Origin of the sequence: Mesorhizobium sp. dw_380, from assembly GCF_018588885.1 — a bacterium.
GTDB lineage: Bacteria > Pseudomonadota > Alphaproteobacteria > Rhizobiales > Rhizobiaceae > Mesorhizobium.
This window is the reverse complement of record NZ_JAFFIW010000048.1, coordinates 13,600-31,650: the sequence shown is the minus strand read 5'-3', so window position 1 is coordinate 31,650 and position 18,051 is coordinate 13,600. Positions and strand designations below refer to the sequence as shown.

20 protein-coding genes and 1 pseudogene are annotated in these 18,051 nt (G+C 63.5%); 12 read left to right on the top strand and 9 right to left on the bottom strand.

Features of this window, described 5'->3' with window-relative positions; all coding sequences use genetic code 11:
* Nucleotides 1-166: 166 nt before the first annotated feature.
* Genes lptB through lptC form a run of 3 tightly spaced genes read right to left on the bottom strand, consistent with a single transcriptional unit; the run spans nucleotide 167 to nucleotide 2,278 of the window.
* Nucleotides 167-985: an LPS export ABC transporter ATP-binding protein gene (gene lptB / locus JT360_RS29115; RefSeq protein ID WP_214476200.1), complete on the bottom strand. Its 819-nt coding sequence runs from the start codon at nucleotides 983-985 to the stop codon at nucleotides 167-169.
* Nucleotides 985-1,578 (bottom strand): LptA/OstA family protein, encoded by a 594-nt coding sequence (locus JT360_RS29110; protein ID WP_214476198.1) that lies wholly within the window; start codon nucleotides 1,576-1,578, stop codon nucleotides 985-987. The genes lptB and JT360_RS29110 overlap by 1 nt, the downstream gene beginning before the upstream one ends.
* Nucleotides 1,565-2,278, bottom strand: a complete 714-nt coding sequence (gene lptC / locus JT360_RS29105) for an LPS export ABC transporter periplasmic protein LptC (protein WP_214476197.1) — start codon at nucleotides 2,276-2,278, stop codon at nucleotides 1,565-1,567. The genes JT360_RS29110 and lptC overlap by 14 nt, the downstream gene beginning before the upstream one ends.
* Before the next feature lie 359 nt (nucleotides 2,279-2,637).
* Here lptC and sppA point away from each other — a divergent pair, with 359 nt between their 5' ends.
* The 4 genes from sppA (at nucleotide 2,638) to lhpI (ending at nucleotide 5,372) form a co-directional block, all read left to right on the top strand.
* Nucleotides 2,638-3,594: a signal peptide peptidase SppA gene (gene sppA / locus JT360_RS29100; RefSeq protein WP_214476193.1), complete on the top strand. Its 957-nt coding sequence runs from the start codon at nucleotides 2,638-2,640 to the stop codon at nucleotides 3,592-3,594.
* A 79-nt stretch (nucleotides 3,595-3,673) separates the two neighbouring features.
* Nucleotides 3,674-3,958, top strand: coding sequence for an integration host factor subunit beta (locus tag JT360_RS29095; RefSeq protein ID WP_006200394.1), 285 nt, complete (start codon nucleotides 3,674-3,676; stop codon nucleotides 3,956-3,958).
* Between the two features lie 54 nt (nucleotides 3,959-4,012).
* Entirely contained in the window at nucleotides 4,013-4,369 is a 357-nt protein-coding gene (locus tag JT360_RS29090; RefSeq protein WP_214476192.1) for a DUF1049 domain-containing protein, read from the top strand.
* A 37-nt stretch (nucleotides 4,370-4,406) separates the two neighbouring features.
* Nucleotides 4,407-5,372, top strand: coding sequence for a bifunctional Delta(1)-pyrroline-2-carboxylate/Delta(1)-piperideine-2-carboxylate reductase (gene lhpI / locus JT360_RS29085; RefSeq protein ID WP_214476190.1), 966 nt, complete (start codon nucleotides 4,407-4,409; stop codon nucleotides 5,370-5,372).
* Here lhpI and JT360_RS29080 read toward each other — a convergent pair.
* The 3 genes from JT360_RS29080 to JT360_RS29070 all read right to left on the bottom strand — a co-directional run bounded on the left by JT360_RS29080 (nucleotide 5,362) and on the right by JT360_RS29070 (nucleotide 6,962).
* Entirely contained in the window at nucleotides 5,362-5,805 is a 444-nt protein-coding gene (locus JT360_RS29080; RefSeq protein WP_214476188.1) for an EVE domain-containing protein, read from the bottom strand. The genes lhpI and JT360_RS29080 overlap by 11 nt on opposite strands.
* Nucleotides 5,802-6,197, bottom strand: coding sequence for a VOC family protein (locus JT360_RS29075; RefSeq protein ID WP_214476186.1), 396 nt, complete (start codon nucleotides 6,195-6,197; stop codon nucleotides 5,802-5,804). The genes JT360_RS29080 and JT360_RS29075 overlap by 4 nt, the downstream gene beginning before the upstream one ends.
* A 75-nt stretch (nucleotides 6,198-6,272) precedes the next feature.
* Complete coding sequence (locus JT360_RS29070; RefSeq protein WP_214476184.1) at nucleotides 6,273-6,962, bottom strand: helix-turn-helix transcriptional regulator; 690 nt, start codon at nucleotides 6,960-6,962, stop codon at nucleotides 6,273-6,275.
* A gap of 135 nt (nucleotides 6,963-7,097) precedes the next feature.
* On the opposite strand from JT360_RS29070, the gene JT360_RS29065 reads away from it, so the two are divergent.
* From JT360_RS29065 to olsB, 6 genes are all read left to right on the top strand, one after another.
* Nucleotides 7,098-8,183, top strand: a complete 1,086-nt coding sequence (locus tag JT360_RS29065; protein ID WP_214476181.1) for an RsmD family RNA methyltransferase — start codon at nucleotides 7,098-7,100, stop codon at nucleotides 8,181-8,183.
* 17 nt (nucleotides 8,184-8,200) lie between these two features.
* The gene (locus JT360_RS29060; RefSeq protein ID WP_214476179.1) at nucleotides 8,201-9,058 is read left to right on the top strand and encodes a TrmH family RNA methyltransferase; all 858 of its coding nucleotides are present in this window, start codon (nucleotides 8,201-8,203) and stop codon (nucleotides 9,056-9,058) included.
* A gap of 13 nt (nucleotides 9,059-9,071) precedes the next feature.
* Nucleotides 9,072-9,554, top strand: coding sequence for a signal peptidase II (lspA, locus tag JT360_RS29055; RefSeq protein ID WP_214476177.1), 483 nt, complete (start codon nucleotides 9,072-9,074; stop codon nucleotides 9,552-9,554).
* A gap of 55 nt (nucleotides 9,555-9,609) precedes the next feature.
* Complete coding sequence (acuI, locus tag JT360_RS29050; protein ID WP_214476175.1) at nucleotides 9,610-10,599, top strand: acrylyl-CoA reductase (NADPH); 990 nt, start codon at nucleotides 9,610-9,612, stop codon at nucleotides 10,597-10,599.
* Nucleotides 10,600-10,744: 145 nt separating this feature from the next.
* Entirely contained in the window at nucleotides 10,745-13,033 is a 2,289-nt protein-coding gene (locus JT360_RS29045) for a hybrid sensor histidine kinase/response regulator (protein WP_214476173.1), read from the top strand.
* A gap of 287 nt (nucleotides 13,034-13,320) precedes the next feature.
* Nucleotides 13,321-14,196: a l-ornithine N(alpha)-acyltransferase gene (gene olsB, locus JT360_RS29040; protein WP_250889153.1), complete on the top strand. Its 876-nt coding sequence runs from the start codon at nucleotides 13,321-13,323 to the stop codon at nucleotides 14,194-14,196.
* A 144-nt stretch (nucleotides 14,197-14,340) separates the two neighbouring features.
* Here olsB and JT360_RS29035 read toward each other — a convergent pair.
* Together JT360_RS29035 and grpE are read right to left on the bottom strand one after the other, a co-directional pair.
* Nucleotides 14,341-14,975: pseudogene (locus tag JT360_RS29035) on the bottom strand (trimeric intracellular cation channel family protein).
* A 104-nt stretch (nucleotides 14,976-15,079) separates the two neighbouring features.
* Nucleotides 15,080-15,712, bottom strand: a complete 633-nt coding sequence (grpE, locus tag JT360_RS29030; RefSeq protein ID WP_214476169.1) for a nucleotide exchange factor GrpE — start codon at nucleotides 15,710-15,712, stop codon at nucleotides 15,080-15,082.
* A 238-nt stretch (nucleotides 15,713-15,950) separates the two neighbouring features.
* Here grpE and JT360_RS29025 point away from each other — a divergent pair, with 238 nt between their 5' ends.
* Together JT360_RS29025 and JT360_RS29020 are read left to right on the top strand one after the other, a co-directional pair.
* Complete coding sequence (locus JT360_RS29025) at nucleotides 15,951-16,151, top strand: NepR family anti-sigma factor (protein ID WP_214476167.1); 201 nt, start codon at nucleotides 15,951-15,953, stop codon at nucleotides 16,149-16,151.
* Between the two features lie 98 nt (nucleotides 16,152-16,249).
* Nucleotides 16,250-17,272 carry a fatty acid desaturase gene (locus tag JT360_RS29020; protein WP_214476165.1) on the top strand — a complete coding sequence of 341 codons (1,023 nt, stop codon included), beginning with the start codon at nucleotides 16,250-16,252 and terminating at the stop codon, nucleotides 17,270-17,272.
* A 134-nt stretch (nucleotides 17,273-17,406) separates the two neighbouring features.
* On the opposite strand, the gene JT360_RS29015 is transcribed toward JT360_RS29020, so the two are convergent.
* Entirely contained in the window at nucleotides 17,407-18,027 is a 621-nt protein-coding gene (locus tag JT360_RS29015; protein WP_140772059.1) for a DJ-1/PfpI family protein, read from the bottom strand.
* Nucleotides 18,028-18,051 lie beyond the last annotated feature (24 nt).

Here is an 18,051-nt window from a genome sequence, read left to right as displayed (position 1 = left end):
CGCTTACCGGAGCGTTATCCCGGATCAAAATCGCGGAAAAACATCCCTGAACGCGCAAAAAATCGTGTTAGGAAACAAATTTCACGCTTGGGAGCAATTTTAGGAAAAGTGTGAAGCGGCGTTCCGTCCGGAATTGCGTCGGCGTTTTCGTGAAACGGTGAACCACCTAAAGGGTAAAACCCTCGCCGAGATAAAGCCGCCGCACATCCGCGTTCGCCACCACTTCGTCGGCGCGGCCATGGGTCAGAACCTGGCCTGCATGGATGATGTAGGCGCGGTCGATCAGACCAAGCGTCTCGCGCACATTGTGGTCGGTGATCAGCACGCCGATGCCGCGTGCCGTCAGATGGCGGACCAATTGCTGGATATCGGCGACGGCGATCGGATCGATGCCGGCAAAGGGCTCGTCGAGCAGCATGTAGGCCGGGCGCGTCGCCAGCGCGCGCGCGATTTCCAGGCGCCTCCGCTCGCCGCCGGAGAGCGACATTGACGGCGCCTTGCGCAGATGGCTGATGTGAAACTCCTCGAGCAGTTCGTCGAGGCTGCGCTCGCGCGCCTTGCGGTCCTTTTCGACCACTTCGAGCACGGCGCGGATATTCTGCTCGACATTGAGGCCGCGGAAGATCGAGGCCTCCTGCGGCAGATAGCCGATGCCGAGCCGCGCACGGCGGTACATCGGCATCGAGGTGACGTCGAAGCCGTCGATCTCGATCGTGCCTTCATCCACCGGCACCAGGCCGGTGACCATGTAGAAACAGGTGGTCTTGCCGGCGCCGTTGGGACCGAGCAGCCCGACCGCCTCACCGGCACGCACGCCGAGCGTAACGCCGCTGACGACCTTGCGGCCCTTGTAGCTCTTGGTCAGGCCCTTGGCGATCAAGGTTCCCTTGAACTTCGCCTTGTCGGCGGTGAGCGTGGCCGGAGCCGAAAGCTTAGCTGCGGCCCGTCCCGGAAGACGCGCCGTCAGCGACGACAAGCTGGCCATCAGGGGTTCGTCGCTCCCGATTTCGGCGGCGGGGTGATCGACATCTGGACACGCTGCCCCGCGCATGGATCGACCTGGGCCAATCCGCTTTTCATCTGCACGGTGAGCTTGCAGCCGACCAGGACGTTGTCGTTTTGCGACAGGACGACCTTTTTGCCCGAAAGCACCAGCACCTGGCTCTTCATATCGAAACTGCCCTGGTCGCCGGTCGCGACCTGCTGATCCGACTTGATGTAAACCTTCTCGGAGATCTCCAGGTGGTCGATGTTGGCCGAACCGGTCATGGCTGCCGCCCCGGCGGCTTCCGTGCCCTTGGCGCCTGCGTTCGGATCCTTGACGTAATAGACCAGCATCTTGCCGGCCTTCATCAGCGTCGGCCCCTGGACGACGGTGACATTGCCCGTGAAGATGGCGACACTCTCGGCCTGCCGGACTTCCAGCTTGTCGCTTTCGATCTGGATCGGCTTGTCGCCGGCGAGCTTGAGGCCTGACACCTGGCTGGCGGCACCGGACTGCGCCAGCGACGGCGCCAGGCCCATCAGGAGAAGCGCCGAAGTCGCGGCCATCAGCCGTGTCGAACTATTGAGCCACATTCGCTTCTTCGCCCTTTGCCTCAGCCGCCTTCAGAACGGCGGGATCGATGTTGACGCGCACTTTGTTCTCGAACACCAGGATCCTGCCATTGTCCTGGACCGACATCGAATCCGCCGTGATCTGCGACCCGCCACGGCTGACATCGACGGGATCATCCGTCTTCATAGTGCCTTTGCCCATGTCGAGGAAGACCGATTTGAACTTGGCTTGCAAGCCGTCGGTCGTAGTGATCGTGACGTCGCTGTTCAGTTTCATCGTATTGCCGTCGCGATCGTAGGTGCCGTGCGAGGCTTTGACCGCCGCGACATTGTCGGGCGCGATCGGCACCTTGGCGTCTATGCCTTCGAGTTCGATGATGCCTTGCGTGCTGACGTCCTGTATCGCCCGCAGGGCCGTCATCGAATAGGGCTGCTTCAGCTTTGTGAAACCGTTGAGCTTGGGATTGGCCATCACCAGCTTGCCATTCGAAAAGGCGGTACCTTCCGCCTGCACCGCGACGGAGACGGGTGCGGCCAGATAGGAATAGACCGGGAAGGCGACGGCGATCAACGCGGCAGCCAGGGGCACTGCGAATTTGAGCACGCGCACGCGGCGCGAATGACGCTGGGCACGGTCGAACGCATCGCTCCGCGTCGCGCCACCCGCCGGGGGAGCCAGCTCCGTCTCCGGGCTGGTCGGTTCATTCGGTCGCGCTAACATGACTGCTTTCTTCTAAAACCCGCCCCCAGGGAGCACCGCCTATAGGTGGGGGGCCGGTGCCCTCAAGCAAGCACAAGCCCACGAAAACCGCAAAAATGTGACAACTGTCGTTGTACAAACGAAAACGAGGTCAGCACAACAGCCGGTACTTCATAGCAGAAATGGACGTGTTTGCGCCGTTTTTTCATCACCGCCGTTGCGCCCACTTATCTTGCGTCCATTGCGCAGGCCAGTCACAAAAACGGACAGCGCTGGGATGGCCGCGAGCGGATTGCCGCGCCATATGGGAGACGGAACTGCTTCCCGATGGGGAGATCATGGTCTAAAAGCGTTTTTTCCCGCCGACTGTGAGGCTGACCATGGCATTGAGAGCCGACGACCTGATCGACCGCCGCCGTCTGCGGCGCAAGCTGACATTCTGGCGTGTTGCGGCCTTCTGCATCGTGGCACTCGGGGTGGTTGCGCTGTCGGCCTGGTTCTATCGCGACGATCTCGGCGGCTCGGCTGTCGATCATATCGCCAAGGTCAGGATCGAAGGTACGATCACCGAGGACGAGGAACTGATCAAGCGGCTGGAGAGCATCCGCAAGTCATCGAAGGTCAAAGGCGTGATCCTTGCGATCGATTCACCCGGCGGCACCACTGTCGGCGGTGAATCGATCTATGACGAGGTGCGCAAGGTGGCCGCCGACAAACCGGTCGTGGCGGAGGTCGGCACGCTCGCCGCATCGGCGGGTTATATGATCGCGAGTGCCGCCGATCACATAGTCGCCCGCAAAACCTCGATCGTCGGCTCGATCGGCGTGCTGATCCAGTACCCCGACGTCAGCGGCCTCATGGACAAGCTCGGCGTCAAGCTCGAGGAGGTGAAATCCTCGCCGCTCAAGGCCTCGCCCTCTCCCTTCAAGCCGACCAATGACGACGAGCGCGCCATGGTCCGTAAGCTCATCCTCGACAGCTACGACTGGTTCGTCGGCATCGTCGCGGAGCGCCGTAAGATGACCCACGAACAGGCGCTGGCGCTCGCCGACGGTTCGATCTTCACCGGCCGCCAGGGTGTCGCCAACGGGCTGATCGATGCCGTCGGCGGCGAGACCGAGGCGATCGACTGGCTGGCGACCAAGGGTGTCGACGACAAACTCAAGGTTGTCGAATGGAAGGACACGGAACGGCGCGGAAGCTTCCTGTGGTCGAAAACCATGGTGAAAACGATCGGCAGCGCGCTCGGCCTGCCGGACTACAGCGGCGATGTCATCCACGAACTTGGCGCCGACCGCTTGTTTCTTGACGGTCTCGTTTCCGTCTGGCACCCTTGAGCGCCGTTTGGGACAGCTGAAAAGCAAATAAAATCATCCTCATAATTCTGACCGCACCGCTTTCAAGGGGACCCGTCTGATGATCAAGTCCGAACTTGTGCAGATTATTGCCACGCGCAATCCGCATCTTTTCCTGCGCGACGTCGAAAACATTGTCGGCGCGATCTTCGATGAGATCACCGACGCGCTGGCCGAAGGCAACCGCGTCGAGCTGCGCGGCTTCGGGGCTTTTTCGGTGAAAAACCGCCCCGCCCGCACCGGCCGCAATCCGCGCACCGGCGAATCCGTCGAGGTCGAGGAGAAATGGGTGCCGTTCTTCAAGACCGGCAAGGAACTGCGCGAAAGGCTGAACGGCGGCAAGTAGGCGCGGCGTCAGCGCCAGACGGCCTTATCCGGCCCGCTTGCGACGGAAGAAATCATGCTCAATCGTTTCATGCTCATCGTGATCTTCGTGCCCCTGGCGATCATCCTGATCGCCTTGGCCGTCGCCAACCGCGAACTCGTCGCCTTCACGCTGGACCCGTTCAATCCCGGCAATCCGAAGCTGACGCTCACCTTGCCGCTGTTCATTTTCCTGTTCCTGGCGCTTGCCATCGGCATGATCGTCGGCAGCCTGGCGACCTGGGTCAAGCAGGGCCGCTACCGCAAGCTGGCGCGCCAGCGCGGCGTCGAGGCGGAAAACCTGCGCCAGGCCGTCAGCCGCGCGCCATCGGCGCCACAGGGGCCGGTTCAAGGGTCAGCCCAAGGGCCGGTATTGCCGAAGCCGACCAGTTGAGCAGCGAGCGCGCGCCTTTCTTTCCACGGAGCTTTCCATGCTGACCATTTCGGCCGCCGAGGTCGATCGTGCGCTGACCTTTCTTGGACTGGTCGAGACGTTGCGCACGGCGTTTCTCGAGGGTGCGGTGCAGCCCGTCAGGCATCATCACGCGGTCGAGCGGCCTGATGGTGCGGCCTCGACCTTGCTGCTGATGCCGGCATGGACCGATTTCAAAGCTGCCGGCACCTCGGCCGGCGGTCACATCGGCGTCAAGATCGTCACCGTCTCGCCCGACAACAACGCCATCGGCAAGCCGGCGGTGATGGGGCTCTATCTCCTGCTCAATGGCAGCACCGGCGAACCCGAGGCCCTGATCGACGGCCAACGGCTGACCCAGTGGCGCACGGCCTGCGCCTCGGCGCTCGCGGCGTCCTATCTCGCCCGCGACGATGCCTCGCGGCTGCTCGTGGTCGGCGCCGGCGCATTGTCGCCCTTCCTGGCCAGGGCGCATTGCGCGGTGCGGCCGATCAAAACCATCCGTATCTGGAACCGCACCCCGGCCAATGCCGAAAAGGTCGCGGCCGATTTGCGCGCCGAGGGCTTCGCCGCCAGCGCCGCGACCGATCTCGATGCCGAGCTTGGCCAGGCCGACATCGTCTCCTCGGCGACGATCACCACCACGCCGCTTATCAAGGGAGCGCTGTTGCGGCCGGGAACCCATGTCGACCTGGTCGGCGGCTTTACCCCGACGATGCGCGAAAGCGATGACGACGCGATCGCGCGCGCCCGCGTCTATGTCGACACCCGTGCCGGCGCCACCAAGGAAGCCGGCGATATCGTCCAGCCATTGGCCTCCGGCCTGCTGAAGCCGGAGGCCATCGTCGCCGATTTGCACGAACTGACGCGCGGCCAGAAGAAGGGCCGCGGCAGCCCTGACGAGATCACGCTGTTCAAGTCGGTCGGTGCCGCGCTCGAGGATCTTGCCGCGGGCATTGCCGTCTACAAGGCGCTCAAGCCGTAGCGCCTGCAAACTTCGTCGCGGCACCCATCGCCTCGGCGATCAGACGAAAATCGTGATCGTTGATTTCGAAAAGACCAAAGCGAAGCTGGTACCCCCAGTTCGACTTGCCTGCGGTGAAGTCCAGCCGGTCGAGCAGCAGCTTGATCGGCGTTTCTTCAGCCGCCATCCACTCGACATCGCGACGGAACGGCGTGAAGCCGCCGCCCATGTCGCCCTGATAGGGCTCGCCTTCCCGCACGGTGCCGATTGCCGTGAACGCCTGCAGGCCATCCTTTTCGCCCAGAACGGTCGTAGGCGAATAATAGATGATGCCGTCGCCAGGCTTGACGCGACGCAAAGGTGCCGCCTTGCCGTGGTTGACCTGCATGAAGCCTTCCTTGCGGCCGCGCCGGACATGTTGCACCGACGCAACCGCGATCCAACACGCGCTCATTTCCGTTCTCCATTGGCCTGTTCTGCGTCGGACAGCCAATAGACACGCAGGCGGTGATCGTCGGGATCGAGCGCAACGAAAGTGCGGCCGAAATCCATGTCGGTCGGGGCCTGCAGGATCTTCAGGCCGCGTCCGGACCAGTCGGCATGGGTGGCGTCGACCGCATCGGGCGTCTCCAGCGCGAACACGATCTCGGCACCGCCACCCGCCGCTTCTGCCGCCGGTTCCACCGTATGCCGCGACCAGAGGCCGAGCTTGAAGCCATTGTCGAGCACGAACAGCACGAAGGTCGGTGCGCTTTCGACCGGCTCGCGCCCCAGCAGCGCACTGTAGAAGGCGCCGCTCCGCAGCGGTTGGTCGACATAGAGGATAACGAAATTTGGGGTGGTCATGATCGGCACTCCAGGGTTCGGCGTTTCGATGTGCCTGATATAGAACAGCCTACTGTCAGATTCTGGCAGTAGCCGTCATGATCCGCGTGGCTTCTCGATGGTCGCCCGCCATTCCCTAAGCATTGCCTGACGGCGTCGGGGATAGCGTGTATCGATGGCGTTGAGCTCAGCGATGCGATCGGCGCGAAAATGGCGGAAATCCTGCCGCATCTCGCACCACGCCACCACCACCCGCACCTTGTCGAAGAAGCCGAGCGCAAACGGCCAGACGATGCGTTGCGACGCGGCGCCGCCGGCGTCGCGATAGAGAAAGGCGAGCTTGCGTTCGTTGCGGATGGCCTGCCGCACGACGCCGAGGTCGATGCCCTCGATGGCTGCAGCGGGCGGCCCGACCAGCAGCGTCGAAGCATCGAGTTCCTCGCGCAGATCGTCTGGCAGCACAGCTGCGATCTTGGCCAGTGCATTGGCGGCAGCGGCCGAGAGACGCCGGTCCGGCTGCTTGGCGACCCAGCGCGAGCCGAGCACGATGGCTTCGATCTCCTCGTCGCTGAACATCAGCGGCGGCAGCATGAAGCCGGGCTTGAGCACATAGCCCAACCCCGCCTCGCCCTCGATCGGCGCGCCCTGCCCCTGCAGCGTGGCGATGTCGCGGTAGAGCGTACGGATCGAAATCCCAAGCTCATTGGCCAGCGTCTGCCCGCTCACCGGCCGGCGGTGCCGGCGCAGGCACTGGATCAGGTCGAGCAGGCGTTCGGAGCGGGACATGCAGCAGATTTGCCTGTTTCTTTGACATTGGTCCATCGCTGACCGACATGAACAGGAGAGGCGGTCACGGCAGACTTGGTTGCGAAGCCGGTTGCCCTATGCCAAAAGCGGCACGCCGCTCGGAGATGCGCCTGCTTGAAGTCTTTTCGCGACAAACGCCGCGACAACCGCCCGCCCGCGAAAAGCGGAACCGGAGAGGCGCGCCCGCACGAGATGCGTGGAGCGGCACGGCCGGACGCCAGGCCGCGCGAACCGCGTGACTTGAAACCGGAAAACCAGCCCACACCGAAATCCGTGCCGCGCGTCCTCGCCCGTCGCGACGGCGCCCTGCCCGCGGAGCAGCTTCCGCTGATCCTCGAAGTGGCGCCCAATGCCGATTATGCACTGCTCGACAGCGGCGCCGGCCAAAAACTGGAACAGTACGGCCCCTACCGCATCGTGCGGCCCGAGGGCCAGGCAATCTGGCGGAAGGCCTTGCCGGCGAAGGACTGGGAGCGAGCCGACGCTATCTTCACCGGCGACACCGACGAGGAGGGCCTCGGCCGCTGGCGTTTTCCGAAAACGCCGCTCGGCGAGACCTGGCCGATGAAGCATGACGGCATCGACTATCTCGGCCGTTTCACCTCGTTTCGCCATGTCGGCGTCTTTCCCGAACAGGCCTCGCACTGGGACCACATGGCGGGCCTGATCGCGGCGGCCAAACGGCCGGTCAAGGTGCTCAACCTGTTCGGCTATACCGGGCTCGCGTCTCTGGTGGCAGCCCGCGCGGGCGCCGAGGTCACCCATGTCGACGCCTCGAAGAAGGCGATCGGCTGGGCTCGTGAAAACCAGGAGATGGCCGGGCTCGGCGGCAAGCCGATCCGCTGGATCGTCGACGACGCCGTGAAGTTCGCCGAGCGCGAGGAGCGCCGCGGCAGCTGCTACGACATCATCCTGTTCGACCCGCCGGCCTATGGCCGCGGCCCCAAGGGCGAGGTCTGGCAATTGTTCGAGGACCTGCCTGATTTGACTGACCTTTGCCGCGCGATCCTGACGCCGAAACCGCTTGCCGTGGTGCTGACCGCCTATTCGATCCGCGCCTCCTTCTTCGCCATCCATGCCTTGATGCGCGACACCTTCGCCGGCATGGGCGGCAGGGTTGAATCGGGTGAGCTGATCATTCGCGAAAAGTCCGCCGGCAGGGCGCTTTCGACCTCACTGTTTTCGCGTTGGGTGGCCTGAATGCCCGGGAGTCCTGAATGAACGAGCGGCAGGCAGGCGCTCCCGGCCAGGTGAAGGAAGTCACCAGCCTCGCCAATCCACTGGTCAAGGACATCAAGGCACTTGCCTTGAAGAAATTCCGCGACCAGCAGAACGCCTTCATGGCCGAGGGGCTGAAGCTGGTCATCGATGCGCTCGACCTTGGCTGGCAGATCAGGACATTGGTTTTCGCCAAGGCCGGACGCGGCAATGCAGCCGTGGAAAAGGTCGCGGCGCGCACGGTTGCCGCCGGCGGCACGGTGCTTGAAGTGTCGGAAAAGGTGCTTGTCGCCATCACCCGCCGCGACAATCCGCAAATGGTGGTCGGCGTCTTCTCGCAGAAGTTCCTGGCCCTGAAGGACATCCGCGCCGACAATGGCGATGTCTGGGTGGCTCTCGACCGGGTGCGCGATCCCGGCAACCTCGGCACCGTTATCCGCACCGTCGATGCCGTCGGTGCCAAGGGCGTCATCCTGGTCGGCGACACCACCGATCCGTTTTCCGTGGAGACGGTGCGGGCCACAATGGGTTCGATCTTTGCCGTGCCGGTGGCGAAGGCCACGACCGAGGCTTTCCTGGCCTGGCGCGGCGGGTTTTCAGGCCTCGTCGCCGGCACGCATCTGAAAGGCGCGGTCGACTACCGCTCGATCGATTTTTCCCGCGGCCCCGTGCTCCTGATGATGGGCAACGAGCAGCAAGGCCTGCCCGAAAGCCTGGCGGCGAGTTGCGACAGGCTGCTCAGGATTCCGCAAGCGGGTCGCGCCGATTCGCTCAATCTCGCCGTCGCCACCGGCATCATGCTGTTCGAGATCCGGCGCGGCGCGCTGAAACTCGAACCATTAGTCGACCAGCAATGAAGGTTGTCCGCCCTTGAGATCATGGTCCCCCTACGCGCTGCTTGTCGCCGCGGCAATAGCGCTCGATCAGTGGATAAAGCATCTGGTCGAAACCGGCCTGCCCTTTCAGGAAAAGCTCGATCTGCTGCCATTCCTGGCGCTGTTCCGCACCTACAACACCGGCATCGCCTTCTCGATGTTCTCCTCCTTGGGCGACATCGGCCTGGTGGTCATCGCCGTGCTGGTCGTCGGTTTCGTGCTCTATCTCGCCACCCGTACGCCGTCGGGCCATGTCGTCGCCCGCACCGGCTTCGCCCTGATCATCGGCGGCGCGCTAGGCAATCTAATCGACCGCGCGATCCACGGCCACGTCATCGACTACATCCTGTTCCACACGCCGGTCTGGTCCTTTGCCGTCTTCAACCTTGCCGACGCTTTCATTTCCGTCGGCGCGGCATTGATCGTCTTCGACGAGCTCATCGGCTGGCGGCGCGAGCCTACGCCTTCGAACGATTGACCCTGCGCGCCCATCGCCGCACAGTCCGGACGCCAAGCAGATCGCGGAGAAAAAGATGACCAAAACCTTCAAAGCCATCCTCGTTTCGCGCGACGCCGACAAGGAACAGTCCGTCGCCGTGACAGATCTCACCGACTCCGACTTGATGGAGGGCGACGTCACCGTCGCGGTCGAGGCGACGACCGTCAACTACAAGGATGGGCTGGCAATCACCGGCAAGGCGCCGGTGGTTCGCCGTTGGCCGCTGGTGCCGGGCATCGACTTTGCCGGCACCGTCATCTCGTCGTCCAATCCCGATTGGCGCAAGGGAGACAAGGTCATCCTGAACGGCTGGGGTGTCGGCGAAACCCATTTCGGCGCCTATGCCGGGCGCGCCCGCGTCAAGGGTGATTGGCTGGTGCCGCTGCCGGACGGCATGAGCCCGCATGACGCGATGGCGGTCGGCACCGCCGGCTACACCGCCATGCTCTGCGTCATGGCGCTGGAGCGGCACGGCATCCTGCCCGACCGTGGCCCGGTGGTGGTGACGGGCGCCGCCGGCGGCGTCGGTTCTGTCGCGGTCTCCATCCTGTCCAGCCTCGGCTATCATGTCGTTGCGTCGACCGGCCGCAATGCCGAAAGCCCCTATCTGATCAACCTTGGCGCCGCGGAGGTGATCTCGCGCGACGAGCTCAACCAACCGGCCAAACCGTTGGCCAAGGAACGCTGGGCCGGCGGCATCGATTCGGTCGGCAGCCACACGCTGGCCAATGTGCTGTCGATGACCTCCTATGGTGGCGCGGTCGCCGCCTGCGGCCTGGCCGGCGGCATGGATCTGCCGTCGAGCGTGGCCCCCTTCATCCTGCGCGGCGTTTCGCTGCTCGGCATCGATTCGGTGATGGCGCCGAAGGCTGTACGTCTTGAGGCCTGGCGGCGCATTGGCTCCGATCTCGACCTGCAGAAGCTCGCCAGCCTGTCCAGGACCATCGGCTTCGACGGCATCATCGATGCGGCACGCGACATCGTTGACGGCAAGATCCGCGGACGAGTCGTCGTCGACATGTGACCCGCCTCGGCGGGCTTGCAGCCAGCGGATTGAATTGCCGAAGCCGGTGGCTAATCCGCCGCTGCCGGGACAAAAAACGCGTATTGCCTAAAATTCGAACGATCAGCCGCAATTTTCCATAATCTCTGTCTGGCAAGGATTTCGCATGATCGCGGAATCCGGCAGCCAACAGGCGGACACTGGCGACGACGTCGATGCGATTGCCGCGCCGGCGCCGGCGCGGCGGTTTATCGCTGCGCCTCCGTTGGTGCCCGAGCAGCAGGTGGCCAGGCGGGAAGGCCTGCCGTTCCTGACCTTCGTTGCCATCGTCATACTGGCGGGCCTCGCCCATCTGACCGGGGCGCCGGTCTTCATCAGCCTCGCATTGCTGGCAACCGGCCTCGCCGGACTTGCCATGCATCTGCATGCCAGACGCAGAGTACACCGCACCGTGGTGCTGCTTGACGAGACCACCGCCCGCAGCCGCGCCGAGATCGAGACGCTGGCCGACCGCATGTGGGAAATGCAGGAAAGCGAGGAGCGCTTTCGCGGTCTCATCGACGCGCTTGGCGACCTCGTCATCCACCGCGATCGCGACGGCTACATCGTCTATGCCAACAAGGTGTTCGCCGATCTCGTCGAAACCGATCAGCGCGACCTTGCCGGCAAGACCCTGACCGAACTCGGCATCGAGGTCGGCATCGTCCCCGATGCTGCCTTCTCCGACCATGAGTGCCTAAGTTCCACCGACGTTGCCATCCGCACGCCAAGCGGGCCGCGCTGGTTCTCCTGGATCGAATTGTCGGTGCGCGACAAGGACAGCGGTTCGGTTTCGCATCGTGCCATCGCCCGCGACATCACCGCCCGCAAACGCGCCGAATCCTCGCTGATCACAGCGCGCGAGCGGGCCGAATACGCAAGCCAGGCCAAATCGCGCTTCCTCGCCACTGTCAGCCATGAAATCCGCACGCCAATGAACGGCATCATGGGCATGGCAAGGCTGCTCGCCGACACCAGCCTGTCGCCGGAACAGCAGACCTATGTCGGCGCTATCTCGACTTCGGCCAGCGCCTTGCTCGCCCTGATCGAGGACCTGCTCGACTATTCCAAGATCGAGGCCGGCCGCTTCGATCCGGAACCGCAGCCCATGTCGGTGCGCGAGATCGCCGACAACATCATCGAATTGCTCGCCGCGCGTGCGTTCGCCAAGGATATTGGCCTCGGCTGCCACGTCGAACCGGATGTACCGCAATTGATCACCGCCGATCCGGGCCGGGTCAGGCAGGTGTTGCTCAACCTCATCGGCAACGCCATCAAGTTCACCGACAGCGGCGGCGTGCTGGTCACCGTCGCGCGCGCTCGCACAGAGAGCCGCGACCGCATCTGCTTCACCATCGCCGATACCGGTCCCGGCCTGCGCGAGGAGGACATGGAGCGCATCTTCGAGGAATTCGAGCAGGCCGACGGCACCTCGACGCGCGCGCATGGCGGGGCGGGGCTCGGACTGACCATCTCGAAGCGCCTCGTGGCTGCGATGGGCGGCACCATTTCGGTGTCCAGCCGGCTTGGCCAAGGGTCGGAATTCGTCTTCGAAATTCCGGCCACGGAGGCCACGGAAGCGCCGCAGGGCCGGCTGAACGCGCTTGCCGGCAGGCGCGCGGTGATCCTGTCCAGGAACACTGTCGAGGCCGACGCCATCGCCCGCACCATCCGCGCCAATGGCGGCACCGCCGGGATCGCCACCACCGTCGCGCAGGCCGCCTCCTTCGCCGACGGCTGTGACGTTCTTCTCGTCGACGCGGCCATGGAAGATGGTGACGGAAGGCTGCTCAAGCGGTTGCGCCAAGGCGGCTTTTCCGATTGCGAGGCCATCACCCTGATCGCGCCGACCGACCGCGGCATGCTCGGCGAGTTCCGCGCCAGCGGTTACGCGACCTTCCTTGCCCGGCCGGTGCGCGGGGGAACACTTTTGCGTGTCCTTTTGACCAGCCATGCACCGGCGTTTGCCCAGCCGCAGCCGGAAAAGCGCCGCACCCCCGCGCTTCGCGCCTCGAGTGACCGCCTGCAGGGCCTCTCGGTGCTGATTGCCGAAGACAACGACATCAATGCCATGCTGGCCCGCGCCACGCTGTTGAAGGCGGGGCATCGCGTGAAGGTGGTCGGCAATGGCAAGGCCGCCGTCGAGGCCGTCACCAGCGCCGGGCACAAGCATCGATTCGACGTGGTGCTGATGGACCTGCATATGCCCGTCATGGATGGACTGGACGCGATTGCCGCGATCCGCCGCCATGAGGAGGAAACGTCCGCGCCGCCTGTGCCGATCATGGTGCTGTCGGCCGACAGCCAGGAAAAGACCCGTCATGCCGTGCTCGCCCACGGCGCCAGCGGCTTCGTCACCAAGCCGCTCGACCCCGACGCGCTGGTCAACGCCGTCGAGGGCCAGGTCGCCGCTTGAGTCGACTTTTTCCGGCGCGCGGCTGATGCATTTTGCCCCAAAACTGGCTTCGGCTTCTGGAAAACGACAAGCATGAAAACAAAGGCCTGGAGCGCGGTGCCTGACCCCGAGCGGACGCGCCGCACCTCAAGTCTCCTCACCTAACATAGCCGGTTGACCGTTTTCGCCAGCCGACGAAGTATTGCCCGCGACGCCGTATCACGGTACTGTCACAATCCTGTTGCACCTACACCGTATCCCCGTGCCAAGAGGGATGGCTCGAAGGAGAATCACTCGTGCATACAGTTATGCCGGAATGTGACACTCGGCCGAACGCCAGCAGCGCCTTGCTTGCCGGACGTAATGTCGATTCCGTCATAAAAGGCGCAGCACTCGGCCGTATCGGCAATCTCGAAGTGCGGCTCGCCCGCAACGAGGCCGAGATCGCGGCCGCGCAGGAAGTGCGCTACCGGGTGTTTTACGACGAGCTTGGCGCCAGGAAGGATCTGTTCCAGGCGCAGGACCGTCGTGACGCCGACCGATTCGATCCGCTCTGCGATCACCTGCTTGTCTTCGACCACTCAATTTCCGGCCCCGAGCATCGCCGCATCGTCGGCACCTATCGGCTGCTGCGGCAAGAAATCGCGGCTGCCGCCGGCGGTTTCTATTCCGAAGGCGAGTTCGAGCTGACCAAGCTCATCGCCCGCCATCCCGGACAGCGTTTTCTCGAGCTCGGCCGTTCCTGTGTTTTGCCCGAGTACCGCTCGAAGCGCACCATCGAGGCGCTCTGGCAAGGCATCTGGGCCTATATCAACCACTACGAAATCGGCGTGATGACCGGCTGTGCCTCCTTCCATGGCACCGTACCGGCGGCACACGCCGAGGCGCTCACCTATCTCGCTCACCACTGCCGCACGAACTCGGCCTGGGACGTGCGCGCGGTGTCCGGGCGCTACTGCTCCATGGACCTGATGCCGATCGAGGCGGTCAACGCCAAGGCGGCGATCGCGGCGATGCCGCCTTTGGTCAAAGGCTATCTCAGGGTCGGTGCCCGCATCGGCGACGGCTGCGTCATCGACCGCGAATTTTCGACGGTAGATGTCTTCGTGGTGATGCCGGTCAAGGAGATCGGCGCCCGCTACGTCAACTACTATGGTGGGGAAGTGCAGCGCTTCGCCGCCTGACGAATAGCGAATAGCGAATAGCGAATAGCGAATAGCGAATAGCGAATAGCGAATAGCGAATAGCGAATAGCGAATAGCGAGGGCTAGTCCGCAATCCTGCGATCCGCAATCCCTATTCGCTACTCCCTATTCGCCACTCACTTCTCACTTAATATCTTCCGGCCGCCGGCCGGGCCGGCTCTTGTAGGATGCAAACGACCAGCCGAAACGCAGCGCACCGCCGCGCACGGCGAACGCCACGGCAAAGCCGGCCAATCCAGAGACAATCTGCGCCAGCCCGGCAACGTCGCCCAGTGTGAAGATGGTGGCGCCCGCCAGGGCGGCCGTGACATAGATTTCGGGTCTCAGCAGCACCGATGGCTCGCCGGCCAGGAGATCGCGCAATATGCCGCCGAAGGTCGCGGTCAGCATGCCGGTGATGATCGAAACCACCGGCGAACCGGTGATGGCCAGCCCCTTGGCCGCGCCCATCACCGAAAAGGCGGACAGCCCGATGGCGTCGAGCCAGAGCAGCAGCTTGTAGCGGGATTCGACGCGGTGCGCGGTGAAGAAGACCAGGACCGCAACCACCGCGCAGATCAGCACATAGTCGCGGTTTCCCACCCAGAAGACAGGCACGTTGATAGGATGAGGTCGCGAAAAGTGCCGCCGCCAATGCCGGTGACGCTGGCCAGGAACAGGAAACCGATGACGTCGAGCTGCTTGCGCGACGCTGCCAACGCCCCGGTCGCCGCAAAAACGGCGACGCCGGCATAGTCGAGAAGGGCGATGGGGTGCATGGAAGGCCAGGCAGTAGGGGAATAGGGCAGTAGGGCAGTATGTCTAACACGAACCCGCGCGGTTGGTGGGACTCCCTTTTTCCCTACTCCCCTACTGCCTTTAATTACGCATCCTTCTCGGCCTGCTCATTGACCGGCCCCGGCTCAACCGGCGCCTCGGCGGCAACCTTGGGGCCGCCCTTGGCGACACCGACCATGGCCGGGCGAAGCACCCGCTCGCCGATCGAATAGCCCGGCTGCACGACCTGGACCACGGTGTTGGCCGGAACATCGGGATTGGGCACTTCGAACATTGCCTGGTGGAAGTTGGGATCGAACTTCTCGCCTTCGGGAGCAAGCTTCTTGACCCCGTGCCGTTCCAGCGCCGACAGCATGGCGCGCTCGGTCAGGTCGACGCCTTCGATCAGCGCCTTGAAGCCGGCGTCCTCCGACGCCTTGGCCTCGGCCGGAATGGCATCCAGTGCGCGGCGCAGATTGTCAGACACCGACAGCATGTCGCGGGCGAAGTTCGCGACTGCATAGGTACGCGCGTCGTGCACGTCGCGTGCGGTGCGGCGGCGCAGGTTCTCCATCTCGGCCGCGACGCGCAGAGCGCGGTCCTTCAGCTCTTCATTTTCCTTCAGCAACCGAACAAGCGCTTCATAGTCGCCATCGACGCTGCCTTCCGTGCGTTCGGCATTGGCTTCGGTCGCCTCGACTTCATCGGGCGCGCGTTCGTCTTTTGCCTGGTCGCTCATCGCCGTTTCCCGTCATCTCGAATGGTTTGGATTTTGTGCCCGATATCGAGGTTCGGCAGGCAAAAATCAAGGGGTAAGCGACCGTGAAGGGCCTCGGCCGGGCCCAGAACGATGATGCGACGACACTTCGATTTTAAATCAAAATTTACCGTACTCCCGCCTTTGCTCGCCATAGAGGTATGATGCGGGAACCATTCCCTTGCCGGAGGAGTTTGGGAGCCGACACAGGATTTTTGAAATGAAGACCCGCAACAAGGCTGAAAAGGGAAAACGGCTCGCCACGGAGGTCCGGCGCCAGCTCGGTGCCGAGGCAATGACGCGCTTTCTGCGCACCTTGCCCGCCTTCCGCATCGAAGCCGACATTCCCGACCGTTTCAGGGATTTGCTCGACCGCCTTGATCGGGTCGAGAACGAGGAAGCCGGCTGGCAACGCCAGTAGGCTCCCACAAGGCTCTCTCTATCGCGCGACAATTACACACAGTAATTTCGCGTGAGTGCTATCTTGCGCGAGGGCAGCGCCTCCGCCTATGCTTCCTGATGAACATGATTTCCCTCGATGCGGCCGCCAACAGCAAGCGCGCCTGGTTGAAGATTCTGGCGCGCTACAAGAAGCCGGACCGGCGACGCAGCGCCGTCGAACTCGCCATCACCCTCATTCCGTTTGCCACGCTCTGGGCGCTGTCTTCGGCCGCCTATGCCTACGGCCATTGGTGGGGTCTGATCCTGATCCTTCCGGCGGCCGGGTTCCTGGTGCGCATCTTCATGATCCAGCACGATTGCGGCCATGGCTCCTTCTTCGCCAACCGCGCCGCTGACGACTGGATCGGCCGCGTGCTCGGCGTCCTGACGCTGACGCCCTATGATTGCTGGCGGCGCGCCCATGCGACACACCATGCCAGCGCCGGCAATCTCGACGAGCGCGGCATGGGCGACATCAGGACGCTGACGGTTGCCGAATATCGCCAATTGTCCTGGCGCGGGCGCCTCGCCTACCGTCTCTATCGCCACCCGCTGGTAATGTTCGGGCTTGGCCCGATCTGGCTGTTCATCTTCTCGCAAAGGCTGCCGATCGGCATGATGCGCGGCGGCCTGACGCCCTGGGTATCATCGATGACCACCAATCTTGCCATCGTGCTCGCGGCGGCCGCCCTCATCTGGGCGATCGGGCCGGGTGCATTCCTTGTTGTCCATCTGCCGATCGTCATTCTGGCGGGTTCCGCCGGCATCTGGCTGTTCTACGTCCAGCACCAGTTCGAGGAGACGGAATGGGCGAAGGATGACGATTGGGAATTCCAGCATGCCGCCCTGCACGGATCGTCCTACTACGACCTGCCGCCGGTACTGAACTGGTTCACCGGCAACATCGGCGTCCACCACGTCCATCACCTCTCCGCCAAAGTGCCGGGCTACAGGCTGCAGGAAGTGCTGCGGGATTATCCGGAGCTGCGCGGCATCGGTCGCATCACGCTGCTCGACAGCCTGCGCTGCGTCAAACTGGCTTTGTGGGATGAAAACCGCCGCAAGCTGGTATCGTTTCGCGAAGCACGGGCGGCGGTCTAGGCTATTCCAGGAAAAGTGTGAACGGTTTTCCCCGGAAAAGCGCGTAGCGCTTTCCATGGGGAATTGCGTCAAAACAAGAAAGCAGAACGATGGCCGCCGTGCCACGGCGCGGCGGCCAGAAGCAAAAATCCTGTTCAGGCTGCCTGGCGCTCGTCGCGCATCAGGATTTCGCCATGGCGGATTTCGGTGCCCAGCACCTTCAGGCATTCGCGGATGAAATTGGACAGGCCCGGCCAGCCCTTGGCCGACACCAGGTTGCCGTCGACATGGGCGCCGGTCGGCGCGACGTCGATATAGATCCCGCCGGCCAGCGTCACCTCCGGCTCGCAATAATGCAGTGCCGCCACTTCCCTGCCACGCACCACGCCATCGACGGCGATCAGGATCTGCACGCCATGGCAAATGGTGAAGATCGGCTTGCCGGCCTCGTGGAAATGCCGCACCAGCGCCTGCACGCGCTTGTCGATGCGGATGTATTCCGGTCCGCGCCCGCCCGCCGCGTAGACGGCGTCGTATTTAGCCGGGTCCACCTCGGAAAACGTCTTGTTCAGGATGTAGTCGTGGCCGGGCTTCTCCGTGTAGGTCTGGTGGCCTTCGAAATCGTGCAGCGAGGTCTTCAGGACGTCGCCCGCCTTCTTGTCCGGGCACACGACATGCACGGTGTGTCCGACGGCATGCATGGCCTGTTCAAAGACGAAAATCTCATACTCCTCGCTGAACTCGCCAACGAGCATCAATATCTTCTTGCCAGCCATTCCCGTTTCCTCCCTTGGGCTATT

Excerpts from the sequence above, each read along its gene's own strand:
- lptB (WP_214476200.1), bottom strand. The coding sequence starts at position 985 with ATGGCCAGCTTGTCGTCGCTGACGGCGCGTCTTCCGGGACGGGCCGCA.
- JT360_RS29110 (WP_214476198.1), bottom strand. The coding sequence starts at position 1,578 with ATGTGGCTCAATAGTTCGACACGGCTGATGGCCGCGACTTCGGCGCTT.
- lptC (WP_214476197.1), bottom strand. The coding sequence starts at position 2,278 with ATGTTAGCGCGACCGAATGAACCGACCAGCCCGGAGACGGAGCTGGCT.
- sppA (WP_214476193.1), top strand. The coding sequence starts at position 2,638 with ATGGCATTGAGAGCCGACGACCTGATCGACCGCCGCCGTCTGCGGCGC.
- JT360_RS29095 (WP_006200394.1), top strand. The coding sequence starts at position 3,674 with ATGATCAAGTCCGAACTTGTGCAGATTATTGCCACGCGCAATCCGCAT.
- JT360_RS29090 (WP_214476192.1), top strand. The coding sequence starts at position 4,013 with ATGCTCAATCGTTTCATGCTCATCGTGATCTTCGTGCCCCTGGCGATC.
- lhpI (WP_214476190.1), top strand. The coding sequence starts at position 4,407 with ATGCTGACCATTTCGGCCGCCGAGGTCGATCGTGCGCTGACCTTTCTT.
- JT360_RS29080 (WP_214476188.1), bottom strand. The coding sequence starts at position 5,805 with ATGAGCGCGTGTTGGATCGCGGTTGCGTCGGTGCAACATGTCCGGCGC.
- JT360_RS29075 (WP_214476186.1), bottom strand. The coding sequence starts at position 6,197 with ATGACCACCCCAAATTTCGTTATCCTCTATGTCGACCAACCGCTGCGG.
- JT360_RS29070 (WP_214476184.1), bottom strand. The coding sequence starts at position 6,962 with ATGTCCCGCTCCGAACGCCTGCTCGACCTGATCCAGTGCCTGCGCCGG.
- JT360_RS29060 (WP_214476179.1), top strand. The coding sequence starts at position 8,201 with ATGAACGAGCGGCAGGCAGGCGCTCCCGGCCAGGTGAAGGAAGTCACC.
- acuI (WP_214476175.1), top strand. The coding sequence starts at position 9,610 with ATGACCAAAACCTTCAAAGCCATCCTCGTTTCGCGCGACGCCGACAAG.
- JT360_RS29045 (WP_214476173.1), top strand. The coding sequence starts at position 10,745 with ATGATCGCGGAATCCGGCAGCCAACAGGCGGACACTGGCGACGACGTC.
- olsB (WP_250889153.1), top strand. The coding sequence starts at position 13,321 with ATGCCGGAATGTGACACTCGGCCGAACGCCAGCAGCGCCTTGCTTGCC.
- grpE (WP_214476169.1), bottom strand. The coding sequence starts at position 15,712 with ATGAGCGACCAGGCAAAAGACGAACGCGCGCCCGATGAAGTCGAGGCG.
- JT360_RS29025 (WP_214476167.1), top strand. The coding sequence starts at position 15,951 with ATGAAGACCCGCAACAAGGCTGAAAAGGGAAAACGGCTCGCCACGGAG.
- JT360_RS29020 (WP_214476165.1), top strand. The coding sequence starts at position 16,250 with ATGAACATGATTTCCCTCGATGCGGCCGCCAACAGCAAGCGCGCCTGG.
- JT360_RS29015 (WP_140772059.1), bottom strand. The coding sequence starts at position 18,027 with ATGGCTGGCAAGAAGATATTGATGCTCGTTGGCGAGTTCAGCGAGGAG.